This is a genomic window from Proteus sp. MB838 (assembly GCF_054767435.1).
On sequence record NZ_BAABMO010000034.1, the window covers coordinates 1 to 25942 of the forward strand.

General features: G+C 32.6%; 20 protein-coding genes and 1 pseudogene. 3 read left to right on the top strand and 18 right to left on the bottom strand.

The features are described from left to right. From ACYUCW_RS13980 to ACYUCW_RS14015, 8 genes and pseudogenes are all read right to left on the bottom strand, one after another. Positions 1-1430 (bottom strand): annotated as a pseudogene (locus ACYUCW_RS13980) (hypothetical protein); the annotation flags it as partial. A gap of 204 nt (positions 1431-1634) precedes the next feature. After that, positions 1635-1943 (bottom strand): helix-turn-helix domain-containing protein, encoded by a 309-nt coding sequence (locus tag ACYUCW_RS13985; RefSeq protein ID WP_004244863.1) that lies wholly within the window; start codon positions 1941-1943, stop codon positions 1635-1637. A gap of 667 nt (positions 1944-2610) precedes the next feature. Beyond that, positions 2611-3870: an HlyD family type I secretion periplasmic adaptor subunit gene (locus ACYUCW_RS13990; RefSeq protein WP_460408827.1), complete on the bottom strand. Its 1260-nt coding sequence runs from the start codon at positions 3868-3870 to the stop codon at positions 2611-2613. A gap of 15 nt (positions 3871-3885) precedes the next feature. Beyond that, complete coding sequence (locus ACYUCW_RS13995; RefSeq protein WP_049202916.1) at positions 3886-6051, bottom strand: type I secretion system permease/ATPase; 2166 nt, start codon at positions 6049-6051, stop codon at positions 3886-3888. Between the two features lie 24 nt (positions 6052-6075). Beyond that, on the bottom strand, positions 6076-7329 hold the full coding sequence (locus ACYUCW_RS14000) for a TolC family protein (RefSeq protein WP_020945289.1): 1254 nt from the start codon (positions 7327-7329) through the stop codon (positions 6076-6078). 104 nt (positions 7330-7433) lie between these two features. Further along, entirely contained in the window at positions 7434-12077 is a 4644-nt protein-coding gene (locus tag ACYUCW_RS14005) for a beta strand repeat-containing protein (RefSeq protein WP_460408841.1), read from the bottom strand. Further along, positions 12074-13351, bottom strand: coding sequence for a hypothetical protein (locus ACYUCW_RS14010; RefSeq protein WP_460408829.1), 1278 nt, complete (start codon positions 13349-13351; stop codon positions 12074-12076). The genes ACYUCW_RS14005 and ACYUCW_RS14010 overlap by 4 nt, the downstream gene beginning before the upstream one ends. A gap of 82 nt (positions 13352-13433) precedes the next feature. Beyond that, a complete protein-coding gene (locus tag ACYUCW_RS14015) occupies positions 13434-13739 on the bottom strand; it encodes a helix-turn-helix domain-containing protein (protein WP_004244870.1) in 306 nt (101 codons plus the stop codon). Between the two features lie 641 nt (positions 13740-14380). On the opposite strand from ACYUCW_RS14015, the gene ACYUCW_RS14020 reads away from it, so the two are divergent. Then, positions 14381-15172: a helix-turn-helix domain-containing protein gene (locus ACYUCW_RS14020; RefSeq protein WP_004244871.1), complete on the top strand. Its 792-nt coding sequence runs from the start codon at positions 14381-14383 to the stop codon at positions 15170-15172. Here ACYUCW_RS14020 and ACYUCW_RS14025 read toward each other — a convergent pair. From ACYUCW_RS14025 to ACYUCW_RS14070, 10 genes are all read right to left on the bottom strand, one after another. Then, on the bottom strand, positions 15146-16003 hold the full coding sequence (locus ACYUCW_RS14025) for a helix-turn-helix domain-containing protein (RefSeq protein ID WP_004244872.1): 858 nt from the start codon (positions 16001-16003) through the stop codon (positions 15146-15148). The genes ACYUCW_RS14020 and ACYUCW_RS14025 overlap by 27 nt on opposite strands. Positions 16004-16341: 338 nt before the next feature. Further along, positions 16342-17403 carry an adhesin gene (locus tag ACYUCW_RS14030; RefSeq protein ID WP_460408831.1) on the bottom strand — a complete coding sequence of 354 codons (1062 nt, stop codon included), beginning with the start codon at positions 17401-17403 and terminating at the stop codon, positions 16342-16344. Between the two features lie 11 nt (positions 17404-17414). Next, a complete protein-coding gene (locus ACYUCW_RS14035) occupies positions 17415-17954 on the bottom strand; it encodes a fimbrial protein (protein WP_004244874.1) in 540 nt (179 codons plus the stop codon). Continuing rightward, complete coding sequence (locus tag ACYUCW_RS14040) at positions 17951-18463, bottom strand: fimbrial protein (RefSeq protein ID WP_004244876.1); 513 nt, start codon at positions 18461-18463, stop codon at positions 17951-17953. The genes ACYUCW_RS14035 and ACYUCW_RS14040 overlap by 4 nt, the downstream gene beginning before the upstream one ends. After that, on the bottom strand, positions 18456-18920 hold the full coding sequence (locus ACYUCW_RS14045) for a hypothetical protein (RefSeq protein WP_004244878.1): 465 nt from the start codon (positions 18918-18920) through the stop codon (positions 18456-18458). Before ACYUCW_RS14045 ends, ACYUCW_RS14040 begins: the two co-directional genes overlap by 8 nt. Positions 18921-18943: 23 nt before the next feature. Continuing rightward, complete coding sequence (locus ACYUCW_RS14050) at positions 18944-19681, bottom strand: fimbria/pilus periplasmic chaperone (RefSeq protein ID WP_004244879.1); 738 nt, start codon at positions 19679-19681, stop codon at positions 18944-18946. A gap of 16 nt (positions 19682-19697) precedes the next feature. Continuing rightward, complete coding sequence (locus ACYUCW_RS14055) at positions 19698-22202, bottom strand: fimbria/pilus outer membrane usher protein (protein WP_049198684.1); 2505 nt, start codon at positions 22200-22202, stop codon at positions 19698-19700. A gap of 51 nt (positions 22203-22253) precedes the next feature. Further along, positions 22254-22832 carry a fimbrial protein gene (locus tag ACYUCW_RS14060; protein WP_049198682.1) on the bottom strand — a complete coding sequence of 193 codons (579 nt, stop codon included), beginning with the start codon at positions 22830-22832 and terminating at the stop codon, positions 22254-22256. Between the two features lie 72 nt (positions 22833-22904). Then, positions 22905-23462: a fimbrial protein gene (locus ACYUCW_RS14065; RefSeq protein ID WP_163748864.1), complete on the bottom strand. Its 558-nt coding sequence runs from the start codon at positions 23460-23462 to the stop codon at positions 22905-22907. 144 nt (positions 23463-23606) lie between these two features. Then, on the bottom strand, positions 23607-23891 hold the full coding sequence (locus tag ACYUCW_RS14070; RefSeq protein ID WP_004247348.1) for a helix-turn-helix domain-containing protein: 285 nt from the start codon (positions 23889-23891) through the stop codon (positions 23607-23609). A gap of 639 nt (positions 23892-24530) precedes the next feature. Between ACYUCW_RS14070 and ACYUCW_RS14075 the strand changes: the two genes are divergently transcribed. Continuing rightward, the gene (locus ACYUCW_RS14075; protein WP_036919879.1) at positions 24531-25355 is read left to right on the top strand and encodes a winged helix-turn-helix domain-containing protein; all 825 of its coding nucleotides are present in this window, start codon (positions 24531-24533) and stop codon (positions 25353-25355) included. Then, positions 25352-25804 carry a hypothetical protein gene (locus ACYUCW_RS14080; RefSeq protein WP_004244887.1) on the top strand — a complete coding sequence of 151 codons (453 nt, stop codon included), beginning with the start codon at positions 25352-25354 and terminating at the stop codon, positions 25802-25804. Before ACYUCW_RS14075 ends, ACYUCW_RS14080 begins: the two co-directional genes overlap by 4 nt. Positions 25805-25942: the final 138 nt, after the last annotated feature.

Consider the following 25942-nt stretch of genomic DNA (forward strand, 5'->3'; position numbering starts at 1 on the left):
CGGGTTTGGTGCATAGCAAGATTATGGGCGTTTGCGTCTACCCGTTTATCCGTTTCCGCTAGCTGTGCTTTATCCGCTTTATCTTGATTTAACCCGTTGATCGCATCTCGGTTAGCCTCAATCCGGGTTTGGTGCATAGCAAGATTATGGGCGTTTGCGTCTACCCGTTTATCTGTTTCTACTAGCTGTGCTTTATCCGCTTTATCTTGATTTAACCCGTTGATCGCATCTCGGTTAGCCTCAATACGGGTTTGGTGCATAGCAAGATTATGGGCGTTTGCGTCTACCCGTTTATCCGTTTCCGCTAGCTGTGCTTTATCCGCTTTATCTTGATTTAACCCGTTGATCGCATCTCGGTTAGCCTCAATACGGGTTTGGTGCATAGCAAGATTATGGGCGTTTGCGTCTACCCGTTTATCCGTTTCCGCTAGCTGTGCTTTATCCGCTTTATCTTGATTTAATCCGTTGATCGCATCTCGGTTAGCCTCAATATGGGTTTGGTGCATAGCAAGGTTATGGGCGTTTGCGTCTACCCGTTTATCCGTTTCCGCTAGCTGTGCTTTATCCGCTTTATCTTGATTTAACCCGTTGATCGCATCTCGGTTAGCCTCAATACGGGTTTGGTGCATAGCAAGATTATGGGCGTTTGCGTCTACCCGTTTATCCGTTTCCGCTAGCTGTGCTTTATCCGCTTTATCTTGATTTAATCTGCTAATCGATTGAGTATTCTCATTCATATCTTGTTGAGTTTTTATTGCAATTTTACTTAATATATCTGCAGTATTAGTTAAATCTCTCGTTTTAAAATCTATATCTTTTATAGCGCTATTATATTCCTTTAATTCCATATTATGTTTATTAATACTTGTGGTATTAATTTCAATTTGCTGATTTGTTTTCTTTAAATTTTCATCTAACTTATTAATACTATCAGCATTTTCACTCACATTTTTATCTGTATTGTTTAAAGAAACCTTATCAGCCTTAACACTATCTATTTTAAATAATTGAGAACCATTTACAGCCTCCTTACTATTCTCAGATAAGGTGCCATCTTTTATATTAAATATTTTATTATTATCTAAACTGATATTATTTTGAAATTTAGAATAACCAGTAAACGTTGTTTCAGTAGACCTTATTGTTATCTTACCACTAGCCATTCCTTTTATTTGGGCTTTTGATGCATCATAACCATATTGTCCTAATCCATCTCCCTCTGAATTTAAAGAAAAACGAGCATCATCATTTGTATTACATATTATTTTTGTAACAGAAGAATAATGTGTTAAATCTTTTTTATAACTCTCAGAGCCTATTGAAGAACCATATGTATCAATATGTTTATTACATAGTTGTAAAGATCCACCCGCATAAATAAATTCAGATGTAAAAGTAATTAGAAAAAAATAATACTTAAAATTGCTCATTAGGTTGTATCCTTTAATTTATAAAAAACAAGAACATTCACCTTGAAGAAATATTTTTATAATAAACTATAAAATATAATAAATTGCTAAATTTATAACGTCGATTTCATCAATATCTAGAGCATAAAATATATATTTCCCATATACTATGATTACGTTTATAACGAATGTTATAGTGTTAAATAATAAATATTATTTTTAAAATTACTTTTTCATTTCAGATAGAATAAATTGATAGTTTCTTTCATTATTTATGATGTATATAAACTGTTCATGATCAAACTGATAGATAACTTCATTGAATAAGTGATACCATTGTTTATTTAAAGCAACAAGGACTTTATTAATAAATTCAAAAGTTAAATTAGTCTTTCCATTTTCACAACGAGATATCTGCTGTTGACTCATATTTAATTTCTCACCTAATACTAAAGCCGACATCCCCATTTCTTTCCGTGTTTTTCTAATGTAAGCGCCGATACGACTATTTAGTTCATTATACACGACATACATAATCTTCACCTACATGAGCCATTAAAGAACAAGTATTTCTTATAGTAGAAATATAAAGTTTATTATGAATTATGTAAAATCGTTATTTAAAATTAAAAAGATAAATTTACTCTTATAATTCCTATTAAAAATAGCTCCCACTCCCCATAAAAAACAAAATAACAATGAAATACAATAAGTTAAAAAAGAACTACTCAGTCACATATTTACATTTAGTTACAATTTGATACATATGAAAAATAAAAACACAAGAAAATGTTAAATTAATGTTTTATTTGACAACAAAAATTAAACAAAATATCTCTTAATTTAAGTATATTTACTATAAGTGATAATTAGCAATAAAAAAAATACTCACCATAGGAGTATTTTTATACATACACTCAGATTATATAATTAAATTTTATTTTCTATAAATAAAAAACATCAAATAACTATCTATAATATTATGTCAAAAAATTTTTTAGATATAGTTCTCCTTATTGTTTATCAAATAATACATGCTAAAAATAGCACCTCATTCTTACTTATATTATAAGTAAATAAAGAGTATAATAATTTATTTAATATCCATTTAAAAAATATTTAAATTTAATAAATAGTATACAAGTAATAGCTTGATAACAGGTCATAACTGCTTCTATGATAGTTATGACCTCAAAAATTATTACCGCTCTTGTAATGCCTGCTTCATTCTTGTTATAGGTTTAATCAAATATTGGAAAACCGTTTTCTCACCTGTTTTAATATCAACACTGGCGATCATACCCGGAATAACAGGAAGCTCTTTTCCATTTTTATCCGTAAGATGACTACTTTGAGTTGTGACCAATACGCGATAAAAAGCTTCATCTTGATTAAGTTTTAAATCACTAGGTCTTTTTTGATCATGCAATGTATCTGGGCTTACCAAAGTCACGACGCCTTCTAACCCACCATAAATCGCATAATCATAAGCAGTCAATTTTACTAATGCAGGCATACCAGCACGTACATAGGCCACATCTCGAGGACTAATATAAGCTTCAACTAATAACTGATCTTCTAAAGGAACAATTTCCATTATATCCTGCCCTGCTGAAATTACTCCACCAACTGTATTAATACGGATATTTTTCACAATACCTCTTAATGGTGCACGTATTAAAGCACGTTCAACAGGATCAGCTCGCCCTGCCATATTTTCCCTTGCTTGAGCTAATTCCGCTTCTGTTTTAACTAATTCAGCCCCAGCTTCAGTTAAATATTTATTTTTCTTTTCATCTATTTGTAATTGAATATCGGCTGATTGCCTCTCCATTCTTAATAATTCCACAGCAGACATTGCACCTTGTGCAACTATTGGCTTAGTGATAGAAATTTCTCGGTCTAACAATGCTTTACTTTGTTGTAAATTGTCTATTCCTGATTTCAATGCGTCTTTACGTATCTTGTATACTGTTGTTTCACGAGTTACTAATTCTGTTGATAAACCTTCTGGAAAGCTAAGCTCAGTAGAATAAGCCTCCGCTTTAAGTCGTGCTCGTATTGCTTCTAGATTAGCAACTTTTGCTTCACTTTCTCTTAAGATAGCCGATGTTCGAGTATCATCTAGCATTAATAATACTTGACCTTTTTCAACTATATCCCCTTCTTTAACTTGCATACTTTTTAATATGCCAGCATCCAATGTTTGGATTATCTGCTCGCGACTGCTAGGAATAATACTGCCTTGACCACGAGTTACCTCTTCAAGATTACTATTCCATGCCCAAATAACGAAAATAACCATAAAGATCAGCAATATTGTGATCATCATAAAACTTTTATGATGTTTTTCATTCTGAAGTGCTGCATGCAAGTCATTTAGAAGTGCTAAGTCCTTATTAGAAAGAACCTCTTTAGTATGACTTGAAGGCATCAGGTGTTTTTTATTTAGTTCATTCATTTCACATTCCCAATCTTACTTATCTATTTTGGTTTTTGAGTGAGCAGTTATTTGTTTTTCTGTTTCATTTTTAGCTAACTGCTGTAAAACCGCATCTCTGGGACCATCCATCACAACTTTACCGTTATCAACAACAATTATTCGATTGACAATACTCAGTACCTGAGGTCGATGAGTAACAACCAATAATGTCTTTGAGCGACACCATGCTGAAATGGCATTTAATGCCTGAATTTCTGAATATTGATCAAGCCCCGTTGTTGGTTCATCAAGTAAAACAATTTTGGGATTTCTCAACGTCATTCTAGCCAAAGCAACAATTTGTTTTTGTCCACCAGAAAGACCTAACCCATTTTCTCCCAAGGACATATCTAATCCCCTAGGATGCTTTTTAATAACTTTATCCAAACCAAACCGCTTCAGTGCCACAATCAAATCTTGATCACTAGAGAAGCCATCCATACGGGCTAAATCAAGATTTTCTCTTAAACTACCTAAAAATAACCTTGGCTCTTGTTCTAATAACAAAACCTGATTACGCAAATAATGAGGATCTATTTGGCGAATATCGACATCATCTAGTGTGATACTCCCTTGCTCTGCAGGATATAACCCAGCTGCTAATTTTAAAGTCGTTGATTTACCACTGCCAATACGCCCAAGTATTCCAACTTTTTCACCTGGCTTTATTTCAAATGATAAATTTTTCACTACACTGCTACTATCTTGGTTATAAGCAAATGAAACATTTTGGAATTTTATATTTCCATTTATTTGTTTTAACGTAATATATTTCCTAGATGGTTCACGTTCTGATGGTCGCTCAACAATGCCATTAACACCTTTTAATGCGACCCAAGCCTGTTGAAAGCGCACGGCTAAACCCGCAATCTGTCCTAATGGTGATAACGCTCTACCAGATAAAATAACCGTTGCGATTAACGCCCCCATTGTAATTTTACTTGCAGGATCATCGCTATGAATCAAATAAGTACCAATAATAACTAAAAATATCGTATTTAACTGTTGCATCATTACTGCAAAATAAATAACAAAATTACTGATATTTTTAACTTTCATTGATGAAGATGCTGTTTTTGCTGTGTAATAATCCCAACGCTTTTGCGCCCAATTCATGGCATTATTCGTTTTTAATGTTTCTATGCCTTCAATCGCTTCTACAGCTAATCCTTGCCTTTGAGATGATTCCTTCATCGATTCATTAATATATTTGGATAAAGGGATCTGAGCTAAAAGTCCGACAATAATAACCAATGGAATTATCGTAAGTGGCACAAAAGCTAAATAGCCTCCAACAAGCGCAATTACAGATACAAATAAAATTAAAAAAGGCATATCAACTAATGTTAATAAACTCGCGCTCGTCATAAAATCACGGACAGATTCAAAATCTCGTAAATTATTAACATAGGAGCCAGATGATATAGGTTTTTCCTGTAACTTAAGATTTGTGACCTTTCTAAATAAAGCAGAACTGATAATTAAATCAGCTTTCTTACCAGCAATATCAGTTAACCGGCCTCGGAGCATTTTAGCTGTAAATTCAAATAATATTGCAATAATTACCCCGATACTTAAAACCCAGAGTGTTTGATATGACTTATTAGGTATTACTCTGTCATAAACATTCATGACATATAATGAACTAACAAGTGCCAAAAAATTAATAACAAAAGTAGCAAGAATGATTTGATAGTAATACTTTTTAAAGCGCCATATAACTTTAAAAAACCATGCTTTAGGCATCGTATATTCAGGCAATTCTGAACGAACATCTTCTGTAATACGTGGCTTAATGAACCAGCAATAACCTAAATATTTTTCACTTAATTCAGATTGTGTTAACCATATAGATAAACCATCTACTTGCTGAATTTTATATTTACGTTGTCCAGTTTCATCAAATGAAACTTCGGTTAAAACAGCACTCTCTTCATTTTTTAATAATAATAATACTGGCATAGCTAGAGAGGGAATATCATCTAATAATCGTTGTGATAATGTATTTTCAAATCCTTCACTTTTCAGATATTCAACCAGTGATGAAAAATCAATTCCCATCTTTGTAGTACGGATTGTATGTGCAGTCAGTGTAGCCACAGATAAATGTGTGCCTAATAACTGGGTTGTAAGAGAAAGACCTTCTATGATCAATTTCATAACTACAATATTTACCTTAATTTATTAGTGAGTGTGTGAATTAAGTGCCCAGTGCGAAAGTTTTCCTTGTGCATACAAATAATCAAGCATCCCGTACCTAAGATCACTCAATGTCGTGGCATAAGATAATTCAACATCAGATAACTCTTTTTCTGCATTCAAAACATCTAACAAAGAACGGCGTGCAACATTAAATTGCAATTGATAAAAATCGACTACTTTTGTCGATGATAAAATTTGTGCATCTAATATCTTCAATTTTTGAGTACTTTTTTGGATATTAATTACTGATAAACGTCTTGCTTCTTCAATATCTCTAATCACTCTATCCATTCTCTGTTGTGCCGCGTTTAACTGACTTACTTTTTCATCAATAGAATATAATGATGAAAAATTAATAATGTCCCATGTCACATCAATGCCTATCTGACGATCATCTTTAGTTATATTTCCAGTTAAATTAATTCTTGGTAATTGTTTTTTATTTTCTACTTTAACGCCCATTTTTTTAGCATCGATATCAGCCTGACTCACGAGATAAGCTGGATTTTGATTATTATTTTCCGCAGTGAATTCGCTATACATATCACTGACCGTCATTCCATCAAAAGGATTGACAAGATCGCTTTCACCAACGGGGAAACCCGTATATTTTGATAACGTACTTAACGTTGTCATTAATTCTTTTTCATAATAGTTAATATCTTGTTCTACTAATATTTTTCTTGCTTCTGCCTGAACATATTCAGAAACACGCCCTTCATCATTACGGGCTATCACATTTAATTCAGATATAATCTTATTATGTCTATCTAAACTTTTTTTCTTTACCGCAATAGATTCTTTAGCTAGCAATGCTTTTAAATAGAGATCTGATATGGTGTAAGCGACATTTTCTTTCGTTTCGCTATATTTAAATTGATAATAGAGTTGTTCTTTTTCATTACGTTCAACATCATTTTCTATTCCACCGAAAGAATAGATATTTAATTCACCTCTTAATCCTGGAATAAAACTATTATTGTCATAGTCGCTTTTATCTCTATGATATTGTCCTAATAATTTATTTCCAGTTACGCTTATTACGGGAAAATGTTGAGCTCTAGTCTGATTAACTTTTGCAACGGCTATATCTATATCAGCTTTAGCTTCTAATAACTCTGGTGCATTATTTAATGAATTATTTAATATATACTTTAAAGAGTTTGCATGTGAATTAAATAATACACCTCCTAAAATAACAAACGTTATTATTTTGAGTTTATTTATAGAAAACACAGATATTACCTCTAATAAGAAAATATAATCTAAATATAAAAGTTTTATGATTAGATAATAAGGCTGCCCGAAAGAGCAGCCTTAGATTTAATTACAACAGATAATTAAATAACGCCTCCATTATCGATAATATTATTATCAATATAGACATTAGCACCACTTGCACTGCTATAAAGAGTGTAAGTATGTTCAGTACCATCTAATGCGGTTGCTTTTGTTGTAGTGGCAGTAGCTGTAAATGCACCTAAACCTCCAGCACCATCGGCACCTAAATCCACCTTATCATTAGCATCACCGGAAATATAAATCGTTGAATTTGCATTCATTCCCAACACATCAGATGCGGTTAACTTAATAGTCTGAGAGCTATTGTCCACTTTCAACTCACTGTTAACCGTCATATCGACTTTTTCGAAATTAGCAATACCTTCATCAGTCTTAGTGGCCATATTTACCGTAATCGTACCTGATAAGACTAAAGTATCAGTTCCCTCTCCCCCATTAATATATCCCTGATTACCTATAGGTGAAGGATCATAATCTTTTGTCAAAATCACAGTATCATCGCCAGCACCCGCATCAACTGTCAGATTTTTACCAATTGTGCCTAATTTTATGGTGTCATTGCCATCTTCACCATTCACTAATGTCGCGCTAACAGAATCCCCCATAACACCAGCAGTAGCATCAAACACATCATCTCCTGCCCCTAGTGAAATAGTTGTGTTATACGCACCTTCAGTGACAGTAACCGTATCATTGCCATCCCCCATAGAAACAGTGGCACCACCATAAATCCACCCAGCAGTTAGAGTGTCTGTATTATCACCAACAGAAACATTACCAGTCAGATTTTTAGTGATAGTGATATTATCACTACCATATCCACCTAAAATTTCACCGGAGACAGAACCATAAATAGTGACAGTATTAACATCTGTGACCGCATCAATGTTATTGTCATTACCTAAGCTTAAATTACTGCCACCCTGATAAACAGAAAGATACTCATTTGGCATATTTGACTTATCTTGAGTACCACTACCCAGATCTAATAAACCGGACAATTCGGTATTATTTTGATCATTGGCATCACCTTGAGTAAAGGTATCACTACCTGAGCCAAGATAGATTTGACCAGCATTGGTTACCCCTGTACGTTTAATCGTAACGGTATCATTACCAGATTCCATAAAGAGATAACTACCAGCATACATAGAACGTAACGCTGTATTCATGCCGTCCATAGTAAAGGTATCATTACCTTCACCAGCATAGACTCGTGTATTGGTTAACATATTACCGCGGATCACCATCAGGTCATCACCAGCACCTAAATCAACAGTTGTAATACTTTGATTACCATCTGTTTTTGTACCATCAGGTCCATTATCCTGCGAGTTAGCAAGATTGCTGTATGATGAAGTTTCGCTACCATCCTGATAATAACCAACATAAATCGTATCATTGTAATCTGTCGTTAGCTTAGGATCCTTTTTACCGCTATCAACTCCGATGGTATATCCAAAGTCCCCATTTTCAGCCACTGATGAGGATAATGAATACTTCAGTGTAAAATCGCCGTCCAGATTACGTAATGAAATAGGGTTGCCATCATAAATAACCCCTGTAGCAGAAGCACCTGCATTATTTACTGTATCAGTTACAGCGGTAGCGTTATTAGATGTTCCCGTAATGGTTGCAACAACTTTCTCCATACCTTCAGCATTAAATGCATTTTGGTTAGCTTCCATTGTTGGATCAACTATAAATGAAACACTCTTAGATCCAGCAGGAATAACAACCGTTACTGTTGAAGCTCCATCATAGGTTACTTTACCTGTGTCCCCATGTAGGGCGATTTTCCCATCATGCTGAGAGCCTGCAAGCGTTGAATAATCCGGCGCACTTGCATGACCAGCATCATTTGTTAAGGTTATGGTTACGGTCACATCCTGTGCTGCAACATAATCTAGAGCAACGGTATATACTAATCCGGTAGTATCATCCTTGTCCTCTATTGTTGCAGGAACTTCTGTTATTTCACCCGAAACAGAAGCATCAGCACTAATCTTATCTCCATTGTCATTTACTGATGTTGTATCAACACTAATACTCACTGTCGGTAGCACATCTGTTTTGGACGTTGCTGTTGCTGGAGCACTTTCATTACCGCTTGGATCTTTAGCTATTGCGGTTACTTCACTGTTATCTTTTACATTATCAGATGGAATAGCGGTGTTATTGCCCTGACTGTCTGGGATCAAATTAGGATCACTAGATGTCCAACCATTATCCCCTTTCTCCATTGTTACAGTCTGTTTATCCCCTTTTTCATCTTCAAAGGTAATTTCTACCGTATCGCCTTTGTTGGCATCCCCTGGCAGTTCAACAGAAACAGAGCCATTATCCTCAGCATTTAATACAGGGGTAGATGGGGCAACGGTATCTACAGTGAAGTCCGTTGCTTTACCTTCACCACTCGTGTTACCTGCGGGATCTGTAATTTCTGCTTTAACAGAATAATTACCATCCGGAGTTGCTTTATCTGCAGGGATAGTCACATCGGCTTTACCTGCCGTCACTTCATCTGCAGTCAGTGTGTGTTCAACGGTGTCGGTTGAGCCGTCTGGTTTAGTAATAGTGAGTGTCAGTGTGTCACCTGCCGCACTACCTCCCGGTACAGTCACTTCGGTCTGTACGCCATCTTTTAGCTCGCCAGCATTTACCCCGTCCGTAGCTTCTGGAATGGTCACTACCGGTGTTATATCCACCACACCATCACCATCTGTATCGCCCGGAATTTGCGTATCAACCATAAAGTCAGTAGGTTTACCCTGACCACTGGTATTACCCGCCGGATCAGTAATTTCTGCGGTAACAGAATAGTTACCATCTGCTGTCACTTTATCTGCAGGGATTGTCACATCGGCTTTACCTGCCGTCACTTCATCTGCAGTCAGTGTGTGTTCAACAGTATCGGTTGATCCATCTGGTTTAGTAATAGTGAGTGTCAGTGTGTCACCTGCTGCACTACCTCCCGGTACAGTCACTTGTGTCTGTACGCCGTCTTTTAGCTCGTCAGCATTTACACCGTCCGCAGCTTCCGGAATGGTCACCACCGGTGTGGTATCCACCGTACCATCACCATCGGTATCGCCCGGAATTTGTCCATCAACAGCAAAATCTACTTTGTTTCCTGGTTTGGCTGGATTATTGCCTTGAGTTAAGCTGACATCGACACTGTTTTGGCCGTTTTGTACCGCATCTTTAGGAATATCAACAGATGCTTTACCCGCAGCAGCTTCATCTTTAGTGACTGTATGCGTTACGGTTTCAGTGGTTTTATCTGGGCGAGTGACCGTTAAGGTGATTTCCGCCCCTTCAACCGTACCCGCTGGCAAGGTAACTTCTGCTTGTAAGCCGTCTTTCAGTTCATCCGCATTCGCATAACCGTCAGCCACTTCTGGGATAGTCAGTACAGGCGCATCAGCGACACCGTCCGTTTTCGAAGTCACCGTTGATGGGTCACTTTCGTTGCCACTCGGATCTTTGGCAATCCCCGTTACATCACTATTGTCTTTTATATTATCCGCAGGAATGGTCGCCTTATCGCCGTTGCTGTCTGGGATCAACGCCGGTGTATCAGATGTCCAACCGTTATCCCCTTTTTCTAAGGTAACCGTGTGCTTATCACCCTTTTCATCTTCAAAGGTAATTTCTACCGTATCACCTTTATTGGCATCTGTTGGTAAGTCAACTGAAACCGAACCATCGTCCTCTGCTTTTAATACAGGAGCCGACGGTGCCACGGTATCGACAGCAAAGTCAGTAGGTTTACCCTGACCACTGGTATTACCTGCCGGATCAGTAATTTCTGCGGTAACAGAATAGTTACCATCTGCTGTCACTTTATCTGCGGGGATTGTCACATCGGCTTTACCTGCCGTCACTTCATCTGCAGTCAGTGTGTGTTCAACAGTATCGGTTGATCCACCTGGTTTAGTAATAGTGAGTGTCAGTGTGTCACCTGCTGCACTACCTCCCGGTACAGTCACTTGTGTCTGTACGCCGTCTTTTAGCTCGTCAGCATTTACACCGTCCGCAGCTTCCGGAATGGTCACCACCGGTGTGGTATCCACCGTACCATCACCGTCTGTATCGCCCGGAATTTGCGTATCAACCATAAAGTCCGTAGGTTTACCTTGACCACTGGTATTACCCGCCGGATCAGTAATTTCTGCGGTAACAGAATAGTTACCGTCTGCTGTCACTTTATCTGCGGGGATTGTCACATCGGCTTTACCTGCCGTCACTTCATCTGCAGTCAGTGTGTGTTCAACAGTATCAGTTGATCCATCTGGTTTGGTAATAGTGAGTGTCAGTGTGTCACCTGCTGCACTCCCCCCCGGTACAGTCACTTCGGTCTGTATGCCATCTTTTAGCTCGTCAGCATTTACACCGTCCGCAGCTTCTGGAATGGTCACCACCGGTGTGGTATCCACCGTACCATCACCGTCTGTATCGCCCGGAATTTGCGTATCAACCATAAAGTCCGTAGGTTTACCCTGACCACTGGTATTACCCGCCGGATCAGTAATTTCTGCGGTAACAGAATAGTTACCATCTGCTGTCACTTTATCTGCGGGGATAGTCACATCAGCTTTGCCTACCGCCACTTCATCTGCAGTCAGTGTGTGTTCAACAGTATCAGTTGATCCATCTGGTTTGGTAATAGTGAGTGTCAGTGTGTCACCTGCCGCACTCCCCCCGGTACAGTCACTTCGGTCTGTACGCCATCTTTTAGCTCGTCAGCATTTACACCGTCCGCAGCTTCTGGAATGGTCACTACCGGCGTGGTATCCACCGTACCATCACCATCGGTATCGCCCGGGATTTGTCCATCAACAGCAAAATCTACTTTGTTTCCTGGTTTGGCTGGATTATTGCCTTGAGTTATGCTGACATCGACACTGTTTTGGCCGTTTTGTACCGCATCTTTAGGAATATCAATCGAAATCTTACCTGCAGCAACATCATCTTTAGTTACAGTGTATGTAATCGTTTCTGTAGTATTATCTGGGCGAGTGACCGTTAAGGTGATTTCCGCCCCTTCAACCGTACCCGCTGGCAAAGTAACTTCTGCTTGTAAACCGTCTTTCAGCTCTTCTGCATTCGCATAACCATCGTCAACTTCTGGAATGCTTAAAACAGGCATATCTGATACGGGATCAGGTTTGGCTGTTACAGTAACATCATCACTTTTATTACCACTCGGATCTTTCGCACTTGCGGTAACATCACTATTATCTTTTATCTTATCATTAGGGATAGTGACTTGATTATTATCTGTATCAGGAATTAATTCAGGATCACTTGATGTCCAGCCATTATCTCCCTTTTCTAATGTGACAGTATTTGAATTACCATCCTCATCTTCAAAAGTAACATCTACAGAATCACCTTTATTGGCATCTTTTGGTAAATCGATAGAAACAGAACCATCATCTTCTGCAGTTAATCCTGGCTTACTCGGCGCGGTAATATCAGCCTCATTACCTTTATTATTGTCACCACCATGATTTCTATTAGCTAAAAAGATCGCTAATGCACTACCGATTGAACCAGCAACCCATAAAAATAGACCAATTCCATCATCATTATCAGAAAGAGTACCTGTTTCACCAGCAACTAAATGTTCTAAAACAGGACCATCTTGAGTAATAGTTGCTTGTCCCATTACACCATTTGAATCTAAAACATTTAAAGTGGTGTAACATTGTTGTTCCCCTGGTTGGCATTCTTGCCAAAAATCTTTAATAACAACTTCTATATTTTGTTCTTTACTAGATAAAATAAGATCATCCGATTTACGATGCGCTTGAATATCTAATGGAGAAAGTTGAGTATCTGAATCAATTAACTGATACACATCCCCTGCTTTCGCCGTTATAGTATGCTTAGCATGAGGTTGTAATTGTACTTTCTCGTTTGAATTCTTTTCAAAAAAGATTATATTCATATATAACTCTCGTATAAAATGTCTCTAAATTAATTTAGAGGCTATCTAATGTAATACTGCTAACATCTATAAATATCTACCTTTACTTTCTATGACCTATCCTTCTCCTATTATTTATTTCAATAAATTCAAATTGACATAAATTATTATCAACAATAGAAAATGAAGATGTTTCTTTCTCTATCAATTTAATAAAATGAATCATTGGAATATCAAAAAAAGCGCATACTCTAAGTAGGAAAGATACACTCCATTGAACTTCTCCTCGCTCAATCCGTGAAAGGTGCTGTTGACTTATTCCAAAGGCTTTTGCCAATTCGCATCCTGACAGCAAAGAACGTTTTCTTAAAAATTTAATCTCTCGGCCTAAAATCTTATTTATGTCCATAAAAATACCAACATAAGGTTTTAAAAAATACCAAGATAAAATAACCAATTGTTTTAATTATATTTTTTACATGAAAACAACATTACTCTTTTTACTCTCACCTACTGATATCTCTTAACATATACATCTACCCATAACTAAAACAATCCAAATAAGAGTAGCAATACTCTATTTATGAGAACTTTACGCTTTTAATAGAATTCTTTTAAGCCAACAAAATGATAAATTAATCACCCATTATGATAATTAACAAAATGATAAAATTAGACCAAAAAAGCAAAAGATAAATAATAACAATTAACATCTTTAACATAAAAAAACACCAAAAATGTTAAAACAACCTTTTTACTTAATATAAAATTCCCAAAAAAGATAAAGATATATGGAGGATCTAAAAACTCTCTAAAATAAATAGGAAAAAATAAAGTAACAAATACCTCACAGAAAAATAATGCAATATGATAAAAAATAACCCAATTAGATAATTAAATCTAAAAACGTTATTTTTTAATTTATTTATTTCCATCAACATGATAATAATTTATTTACAAAAGCTTATAAATTAATAATTTTGTTTATTGTTAAATATACAAACAAAAATAAACCATTTAATATTAGATTAGGAAGCAAAAGAATTTAATATGAATGCCTATATAGATAATACTTTAAAATTTAAAAACATTATTTTCTCTAACCACATTCTTTTGTTAATTAGAAAAGATTGTGAAATATCCATAACAAAAGATAATGTTAAATATCAAATAGATAACGACAGTATCGTTTTTATAAAAAAAAATTCAGCATTAGATATTATCTTAGGAAAAAATAAAATGCCTGAATTTATATTTTTATCTCATGAAGTTATGATGGAAGTATTAAAAATTACTATTAACAATAAAAAAGAGGAAGTTACTCAAGATAATAATAAAGATAGCTTTATAAAACAAGCAAATCATGAAGATATTCTATTTTTCAATAGATTAAAAAATAAATTTAATGATGAAGTCATTACAAATAACAAAACTTCGCTTAGTCAGATACTAAAAATCGCATATTTACTGTTAAACTTTGATATACCTAACCTTATATTAAAATCAAAACCAGAATTAACATCAGTAAAAGTAAAAGATATTATTATTAGTGACTTACAACATAGCTGGTCTCTAAAAGAGATTAGTAGTAAATTATTTATTAGTGAGTCTTCATTACGAAAAAAACTTGAAGCAGAAAAAACTAATTTTATGACTTTATTAACAACGGTAAGAATGGCACACGCAATGAATCTTCTGGCTACAACAAATTTAACAATAGGACAGATATCTTCATTGTCTGGGTATAAAAATACTTCCTATTTTATTAAAAAATTCAAGAAGTATTATAAAAGCTCTCCGAAAAAACTTAAATGTCTAAATTATAGGGATAAGATAATTTAAAGAACAAATGTTTTTATCTAATTTACCTGAATTAAATATTTCTATATCATAGCCATCTCTTCTCTTGGCTTGCAATAGCGGTAATTCTCTCATATAGATAATATTGGATAAAATCATATAATCTTCCCAAGAGCCTAAAAATGAAAATAGATAATACTTTAGACCTTCTTTATTAAAGGAAAAATTATAATCATGAATATATTTTATATTATATTTTACAGTAATTTTATTTTTAACTTTACTACTAAGGAAATAATTATAAGATACACACAAATTATCATTTGATGAATCAACAAGACTTTTTATTATTTCAATCTGTTTTTTATTTTTATAGCCTAGCCCCTCTATTGCAATATTTGACTTAAAGTCAAAAGGAATAGAAATATCAAAAAACTTAAAATCATCAGAATTATTATCAAGCAATCTATCTTTTGATAAATAAATTAACTGACAATTTATTTTTTTAAAATCAAATACTTTATGTTGAGGTCGATAATATCTAAAATCCCAAAATTTACTTTTTCTATAAAATTCAGGCGTTACCTTAAAATATCGTTTAAAAGCTCTTGAAAAATTCTGCTGAGAAGTAAAAGAGTAATCATTAGATATTTCTGATATAGAATACCGAGTTAATTTAAGCAAAATTGCTGACATAGATAACTTTCTAGACAAAATATATTTAGCAATAGTTGATTTTGTTTTATGCAGAAATAGATCTTGAAAATATCTTTGACTATAACCAGATTTTTTTATTACATCTATTGTTGAAATTGGTTTAGTCAGATTATCTTCTATCCAATCAAGGATATCGTTAATTATTTTATCATGCATTTTTTATCCTCTTTAAAATGTATTTTTATAGTATTATAATTGTGCTATTTCATCATTATTTATCAAAACCGCTATAGTATCTAATTTTAAATCAATATTTTTACATTATAGCCCAAATAAACCATTATAGTTCAATTAATAAAAATTATTTATAAAATCATTTTTATCAATAAGTTAATTAATCCCAAAAAATTTTAATACGTTACAATCGTATTATTTATAAATTTAATCACTCTATTTCAAAAAAAATAAGCCTCTACTTATCCTAATGATAAATAGAGACTTATTCAGATAATTATATGAAAATATCTATCAATTATATGCTAAATCATAATATGTCAATCAAACGTAGCGATTAGCCAAGCAGTACCTTGATAATTTCCCGCTACTGCATTAGAGCCTTTTAATGTGCTCCTTATTGTAATGCTTTGAAAATCTTTAATACTTGTTCTTAATTCTGTTCCTGCTTCTTTACCGGTATTATTATCGATTAAAACTAACTCACTATAAATTTTACTCTGTAGATCACCAATATTAGACAGAGGTACACGTTTTAAAGGATCATCGTCTTTAATATAATCTAATTTAAACTTTACTTTTGTTAATGATGAGAATTTACACTCATAATTTACTGTTGATTTTACTTCACTAAAATACTCTTTGGCATTCATTATGCCATGATTTAACTCCAATTTACTCGAGTTAATACCATCTATTTTTACTGTGCATTTAGAAGGTATCATGATATCAGAATTTTCTAAATGAATAGGAGCCGTTGTTTTAGAAAAATCCCAAGAATTAAAAGGGGGTGGAGCACTACCTGGTCCTCCATTAAAAGCTCTTACATAACCAGCTAAATTAGCGTTAGGAATTGTAACATGATTATCAATAATTTTCTCATTGATATATATAGTAACACTAATAGGGAATTGTTGTTGAAACATACTCACTGGTGCCAGTTCACTTCCATTACCAGCAGGATAACAGGCTGATATCCAAGGATCACCATTTTGCCACCATTTACCTACAGCCTGACCTTGTAATGTAAACACAACATTAGAATTAACACGATAAGCTTGTAATCCATCAATAGTTATATTGGCAGAAGGCTGATAAACAAAAACACGATGCCATGCAGGAGGACGTCCAATATTTGGGGCCCCCCAAAAAAAAGCATTGCATTTTACTCCACCTCTTGCCTTACTACCTGAAAGTGAATAAGTATTTCCCACCTTATAATACTTACTGCCATCACTGGCTATAATAGGTGATGATGCTATAGTCGCATTACCCCCAAACGATACAAAAAAACCATCACTTGGATTATCAATTTGTGGAGCATAATCTGCATTAGATAAAAAACTAATAAATAGTAAGCTTGTTAAAAATATTCTTAACATAATAAATATCTCTAATTATAAGTAATGAGCACTGACATCGATGCATTGAAAAATCCTTTAGGTAATTCATTTATTGGTTTTGTATTAATTAATTCAGATTGTATATCTATTTTACCTTTATTATTTAATATCTCTGGATAAATTTGTTGTTTTTTACCAACATCGATTGATGTATCTTTATCCATCGTTATATCGCTAAAGGATATACCAAGTCCCTCTACTGAGGTTGCTAATATATTTCTACCTTTAGCCATCATAGAACCATTAGCTTTAGGTGAAATAACAATCGCCAAAGATTTTGTTAAATCACATTCACTGATAAATATTGAAAAACTTTTCCTTGGAGGTGAAATATTTAATTTTTCAACATTGACAATATCAAAATTTACTTCAATTGGATCATAACCGTCAGTACTCGTAATACTACATGCTGGTGCTAGCATTGTTGCTGATATATTAATAAGAACATCAGCATTCGTATTTAATACACATGCTATCCAAAACATTAAAATTTGAAGTAATTTATATTTATAAAAATGGAAACTCATCATTCATACTCAACTGTGAATGTTACAACACTGATAAAATCACCAATATTAATATTGCGTTCATTAGGTTTACTAGCAAAAACACCAAATTTAATTTTTTGCATTTCACCTACCTTTTCAACTTGAGAAAACTGCATTGGTTTATTAAGCTCAATCAATTTATCATCGCTATTTGTGATACCAAGTAGAATATTTGTATTACCATCAGTAGCAATGTAATTATTTCCATCAATTACAATCACACTGTTACTTTTCCAAGTAATAGAAATTGTTTTTGCTAAATCAGTATCACTACATTTTTCTATATTTAGAAAAAAATATTTGATTGGGCTACGTCCATATTCATTTAAATATTGCCAACGTAAATTATTAATTGCAATTTCTTGTTCTAATGAATCAGATGATAATTGACAAGTGGTGCTAGTTAATATCCCACGAAAATTAACATCTAAACTAGAATTAGCACTAACAAAATAACTAAAAAAAATAATTAATAATAACACTTTACTCATAGTGCATCTCCAAAAGATAATTACTTGCATTTAGTGAAGAAAAATAAACATCATTTTTCCCATTATCTAATCTTAGATTTTTATTAAAAATCACTCTCTTTAGTTTAGTATTATATAAAATCAAATCTACAGGTGTTTTTTTAGAAAACTGGCTAATGTTTATTTTTTCAAAATTATCTCCAGCACCACAATTAAAAAAGTTATATTTAACTGTATATTTTTGTTCACTAAATAAAAAACTAGTGTTTTTTTCTTTTATAAAACTATATTCAGATTGACAAGGTGAAGCATTGATAGCTAATTTTACTAATATGATCCCCTTATGCTCATGTTGATAATCTGACTTTGTTGCTGCATCAATAGTCCATGCATAAGCAGATAAATTAAATGAATAATAAAATATAACCATTAATAAAAACATAATTAAATTATTTTTAATGCAATATAATTTATTCATTTTTATTCACCTGTTTATAATAACTATTTTTCATCAATAACTTTACAAGTATCATCTTGACAATTAAATACTAAAGTTGGTTTTCCACCATAATCATTAATATAAGTTAGATGTGGTTTTTTTATAAATTTAGCGATAATTTCCTCTTGCGACTTTGGCTCTACCATAATCACTTTAAAATCACTATTTTCAGCACTACCTTTATCATCACCAATACCTATTACGGTTAAATAAAATGGTGTTTCATTATTAATGATATAGCCTTTACTAATTCTTGTTAAAGTAATTTTATGTGGCCATTTAGTCTCAGCTTCGTTTAAAATACCCTCAGGCCTATAAAATAGCTTGACACGAGATTGTAGTGCAATTTGTAAGGTATTAGCACTTTTTGATTTAGGTGGAACTTCACGTAAATTAAAATAGAAAATAGATTCTCTATCTTTAGGCAGATTAGCAATTTCCGGCGTTTTACTTAATCTAACGAGGCTATTTCTTTTAGGCTCAACCCGTTGTAATGGTGGCGTTGCCAATATTGCTCCTTTAGTTAATTTATTGCCATTAATATCTTCAATCCAACTTTGTGCTAAATAAGCCTCTTCTGGGTTATCATTAATAATAGTAATATTTACAGCATTTTCATTCCCTGGAAATATTATTCGAGTACGATCTAAAGTAACTGCTCCATATGAAAAAAAAGATATTGTCAAGCAAGTTGTAATAACCATTTTAATAATTAGCATTGCTAAAGTAGAATATTTCATATAATTCCTTATAATTTTAATAAGTTAAAGTACATGGTAATAACAACATATTAGCGGTTGGATCAAGCGTGTTTGGTAATTCTAAATAACATTGCTTTTCACCATTCCAGTAAACAGATAGTTTCTCTTGTGGTGAAACACCCACTATCCAAGTCACTCCATCTTCCCCAATAATACCCAGCTCTCTGTTTTGCTCATTACGAACGCTAGCGCCAAAAGGCGGTGTTTTACCATTATTTAATTTAATAACAACAAACAATTTTTCACCTTTCATTACTTCTAATTTTCGATAACCTATTGCCCCTTTAGTTAACGTAATATCTGTCGATGCTCCCAATGTATCTAAATTATCTGGTAATTTACTGGTATTAATAGTTGTCGTTGTTTTTCTATAACTACTTACCGTAGGAATAACTGCAAGTCCCATAAAGTTTGTCGATATTATTCCATTATCAAGAGGGACACCGCTTACTCCAGGTGTTTCAATCATAATTCTAGTATCACCATTAGAAGATCTATGTAATGCAACACCATGAGAAGTTATCGTCATACCGCTATTCATAGATCCTCCAAAACTACGATACAAATGAGGAACATAACTAGCATTCACCGTCATATCAGCCTGTGATAAGTTTTTAGAATAATATCCACTGATGCTAGATTGGCTATTTAAGTTATTGCCATTATTATAACCAAGACTAATATTATAATTATCAGTATCGCCATATCTGTTATAACCAATATTATGGCTATATTGGTTATAACCACCCGAGCGAGAGTAGTTTTCTGAATAACTAATGCTTTGATTATTATGTAATGGAATAGATAAATATAAATTTATAGCATCATCTTGATATCCAGTTCCTCGCTCAGTTCTTGTTGCAGATAATGATAAATTGACATCATGAGTTGATAGCCAAGGTAAATTAATATTTGTACTTGCATATACTCCATATTGACTCTGATTATTATCCCGCCAATATGTACTATATTGATAATTTAGCGATATACTAAATTTATCAAAATATTTATTTAAATAGACCTGATAATTTTCTTTCGGTGAAAGTCCTGTATATCCTGTTCTCTTTTCATCCATAAATTGACTCAATGTACGATAATTTCTATCAGTAAAGCGATATCCAGCAAATGTTATATCTGTACGAATATCATCAAAAGATTTGGCATAATTTAATCGATAAGAGCGTCCTTGTATTTTCCAATCTGATAATCGAGAAATCGATTGTGTAATATCTAATGATAATGCACCAAATTTAAATAAATCACGCCCTATACCTATTGCGAAAGATTTATAATTCTTATTTAATTGAGAACCACCATATAAGGACCAAGCATTATTTAAGCCATAAGAGAATTCACCACCAATAACTGGAGAACCAGTCACCCGATGATTATCATAACGTGTTTTCCCCATCACTAATTTATAAACCAATCTACCTGGCCTAGTTAAATAAGGTAATGATGCTGTATTTAAACTAAACTGACGTTCTTCACCATCTTCTTCTCGGATTGTTACATCTAAAACACCTTTCACACCACTGTCTAGCGTTTGGATACGAAATGGTCCCGGCGGTACTGTCGTTTCTAATAATATCCTATCTTTATTACGAACTGTGACTGTCGCATTCGTATTTGCTACGCCTGTGATTTCAGGCGCATACCCTACCAATTTAGGAGGTAACATTCTGTCATCACTTTCTAAAGAAATACCACTATATTGCCAAGACTCAAAAATATCCGAATAAAAATAATTTTCACCAACAGAAAGCAGAGATGCTAATTTCTTTAATGAGATAAACGCATACAATCGATTAAAATCAAAAGTACGATTTTCATATTGGCTATTTTTCTCTTTATTTCTTTGATAAGTCGCACTGTAATCACCTCTAAAACGCCATGCACCTAAATTTATTCCAGCAGTACCATTAGTCGATAAATAAATTTGCTTATCATTATTTGCATACTCTGTAGCTAAAACATTTGCGCTATAATCAATAAATGCACCATTAATCCCCTCCTCCCAATGAGCAGGAGGTACCCAATAACTATCTTGATATTCTAACCAATATTGTGGGATGGTTAATTTAAGAGATAAGCTGGATAAGTCAATATTCATCTGACTGCCCGTTAAATTAGAAAGATCAATACATTGATTACTATCATAATAATTAACTAATTTTTTAGATGAATCCTTTAAATCTAATAGCTCTAGAATATTTTTAGGTAAACAAATAGCATGAAATGGTTGTTGAAAAATATCTATATTAGGTATCACTTTAATTTTCTGTTGTTCACCTAAGCTTTGTCCATTTTTTATTATTGAAAGCTCATACTCTCCAGGCATAATATATCCCACGTTAGAAAACTGACTAATATCAATATTTTCAACATCTACGGCATCCAGTACATCGGTATTAAACTCTATCGCATGTGTGCACATAGAATTAATACTAATGACCAAAGCGACAAAGATCCTTATTTTTTTAATATTGAGCATAATCATATTTATCCATCATAGAAATATTATACTTTTAATAAATTTACATATAAAATATTACTGGTAATCTATAAAGAAACTTATTATTCCTTGATAATCACCAGCTTGAATATATTCCCCAGTCAATCCTAACTGTAAAAAAAACTGTAAATAAAGTCGATCTTGTTTATTACTTGTTCGTAATACACTATTTTTTAATGAATAGATTTTATTTGGATAAATTAAACTTTTGTCTTTATCCAATATAGATATACTTAGCCCTCGTGAAGGTCCTGTTAATAAAAAAGAATCTAAATTCGATGAAACATATCCATTAAATTGGATATTCCAAGTCTTACTATCGATAGTAGAAAACAAATTACCACAATTTATTAATTCAATAGTCAGAGGTTTTTCTTTTTCTTCTAAGAAAATATCAGAAGAAAGCATGGGGATAGTCAACGAAGAGAAATCAATCACCTGATATTGATTTGACATAACAATAGAACATGGTGTTGATATGATAGAACCTGACATATAGGTGATCCCTTCATAGCGATAATTTAATTCATTCGCTTGGGCATTTATAAAAAATGAAAAAACACTCATGAGAATAGTTATTAAATTATGGCAGTATTTATATAAAAAGATCTCCATTACTATTACCTTTTCTATTAAAATAAAAATAGCTCCACTAATATATAGTGCTATTGGTGGAGCTTAATTAAATTATTCGTAAGTAATGCGGAAATTAGAGATCGCGCTAAATGTACCTTCTACCACCTCTTTAGATGGATCGACGACTTTTGCTAATGCTTTAAATGTTAAAGTATTATCACCAATTTTATTAACAATTCGTGATAGAACATCTGTTGGCTTACCAAATTCAAAACCATCGATTGCAATACCTAAATTATTTGTATTTCCTGTAGATGTCGCTAACAATGTTTTACCCGCATCAGCATAATTTTGACCAGTAAATACCATATTCATGGTTTTAACTGGTACAGGGTTACCTGAAGCATCTTTACTAAACTCATCAAAATTACAATTAGTAAATTTTATAGAAAACTCCTTCTCCGCGGCCTGACCAGATTCTAATGATTTGCGAGATAACTGGCCAAACTTAACATCTTGCTCTAATGATTCTTGATCAATATTACATGGAGTATTTACAACAGTACCACTAAACTTGATAACACCTGTATTAGAATTATCAGCCATAGCATTTAAAGAAATAGCGGAAGTAGCTAATAGAACAGTTAATGCTATTTTATTAAATTTCATACATCATTTCCTTTATATTTGACTATTTTAGTATTTACCGACATTGAGATAGGCTATCTCATAAAAGAATATCCTTATTCACGCATCCCTATTAAAAATATAAATATCCATATTGAAATCTTGTCCATAGAATTTAATTTAAAGCTAATCATCAGAAATAATTTTAAATTTATCACTAATGATAACTTTTAATAGATATTGAATATTAAGATCTAGAACATCAGATATTAACAATAGCTTCTCAAAGCTTATTTTTGACTCTGCTGTTTCATATCTAGATACCTGCTGTTGACTGACATTTAACTTTTTAGCTAAATCTTCACCTGTTAGTCCTATCGCTTTTCTTTTTGAACGGATCTCTTTCCCTAAGTATTGATGAATAGCTTTAGTATCGTAAGTTTTATCAATTTCGTATTTTTCTCTTTCCATAATCTATTTTCTATTAGCTTTATAAAAATGGGATATATCATGCTAAAATACGAGCATGCCAGTTACTGCTTTATGATTGTATTTTATTAAAACTAACTTTTAACTTTGTTTCGCAATGTTGTTGATGCAATAAATGCTACATGAGTTATTACAATGCGTGTTAGCAAAAAAACTACAAAACTCATAAAATTCACAAAAAACAACATAAATATCAATATGTTAGATAAAAACCAAAATCAACTTAATTGATTTATTTAACTTTAATTTTAGAAGTGATTTTACTCATTTTAAATAAATTTAATTCCAATACCAATTTATTTATAAAAGCTTTCCACTAATTCCCTGAGTAACACCCCCATTATAAATAAATTTAAATAATGGTAATTCCTAAAGATTATAGAGACTTATAATATTAAATAATAAAATTCACATAGTTAATCTATACGAATAAATAAATAGATATCTTGCTTTATTTGTTACCAGTAAGTTTCTAATTGTTATTTAAATGTATTAAAATGCGATAAACAAATTTTTTAGTTTTTTTAACTTGAAAAAATAATTTTTTAGCTTTATATATAAAAAATACTCCTTTTCTAGTGTTAAGAAGAATAAATATCCAAATGACGTATTGGCGGCACTATGTATCTAATTAATGATGACATTATATTTTATAGCGATAAAAATTTATTATTTTCAAAAAAACTCAATAAAGAAAAGAAAATTTTAGCACCTTCATCTAAAATGCTAATACATCTTATTACCGTTAATGAATTAGTTACGCAACGAGAATTATTTAGAATTGGCTGGGGAGATAAAGAAAAATTTATAACTAATAGCGCTTTCTATCAAAATATTCTTTTATTAAGAAAAGCATTTAATGAGCTAGATATCGATGATGAGATTGTCATCACCGTTCCTCGAAAAGGGTATATCATTAATCACAATATTAGTATTGAAAAACTATCTGACAATAATATTCAAGATATAAAATTAATCAATGAACATAAAATTAGTGATATTCCTCACATAAAAAAAGAAATAGAAGAAGATATAAATACGAATATTAATAATAAAGATCATTCTTTATCATCAATAAAAAAAACAAGCATATCTTTATCAAAAAAGAAATTATTTATTATTATATTTACATTGATAGTCTTATTTTTTGTTGTTATTTTTACTTTTAATTACCTAGATAGTAGAAAACATAAATTATATAACTATAGTAACTGCGGAACATATAAAAAATATAATTTATTTTGTAATAAAGAAATATTAAATGAGGAAAAAGAAAATTTAATTGATAATTATATTTCTAGTTATTCAGATTATAACTTCATCTATATAACTGAAAGTGATTCTTATTCACGAACATCATTAATATTATGTAAAAAAAAGTTTAGTCCTATTAATTTCTTGCATAATCAATGTGTATCTATTTATGTATTGGATAATAAAAAATGAAAAAATATAGTGCTATTAGTGTATTAGTTATCATTTTAAGTTTAATGATTTATTTTAGTTTTTACTTCAATCAAGAAAAAGAAAATGTAATAAATTGTGAAGCAAAGTTAATTATTTATGATAAAGAGGATACTAAAGCTAATTTAGAATTAATGTTTACTTTAGGGGAGGAGCAAGGATGGGCAAGTATTCGAGGTGTTATTGATTATAACGGCGATTTGATCCCAGTATATAGAAAATCTTTTTTTGATATAACCAAACTGAAAACTAGCTACAAGCTAGCATCTACACAGATCCTTATTAACGATAATAACAGTGAAATTATCAATAAAATAATTCCCAATTTATATGTAAAAGAAGGTTGGCAAAGAAGTCTTTCTGTTTTTAGTCAAAACGATGGTGGTTATTTATTCTCATCTAACAATGTATACTCATTTTATTGTTATTAGTATACAAAAAAGACAAATATAAAATTCTCTTTTTTACGATTGTGGTAGTATCTGCGTACAATTTTTAGACTAAATCAAACAGTAAAAGAATCACTTGTGGAAAACAACCTGCTAAAACTACAATAACTTTATCACACA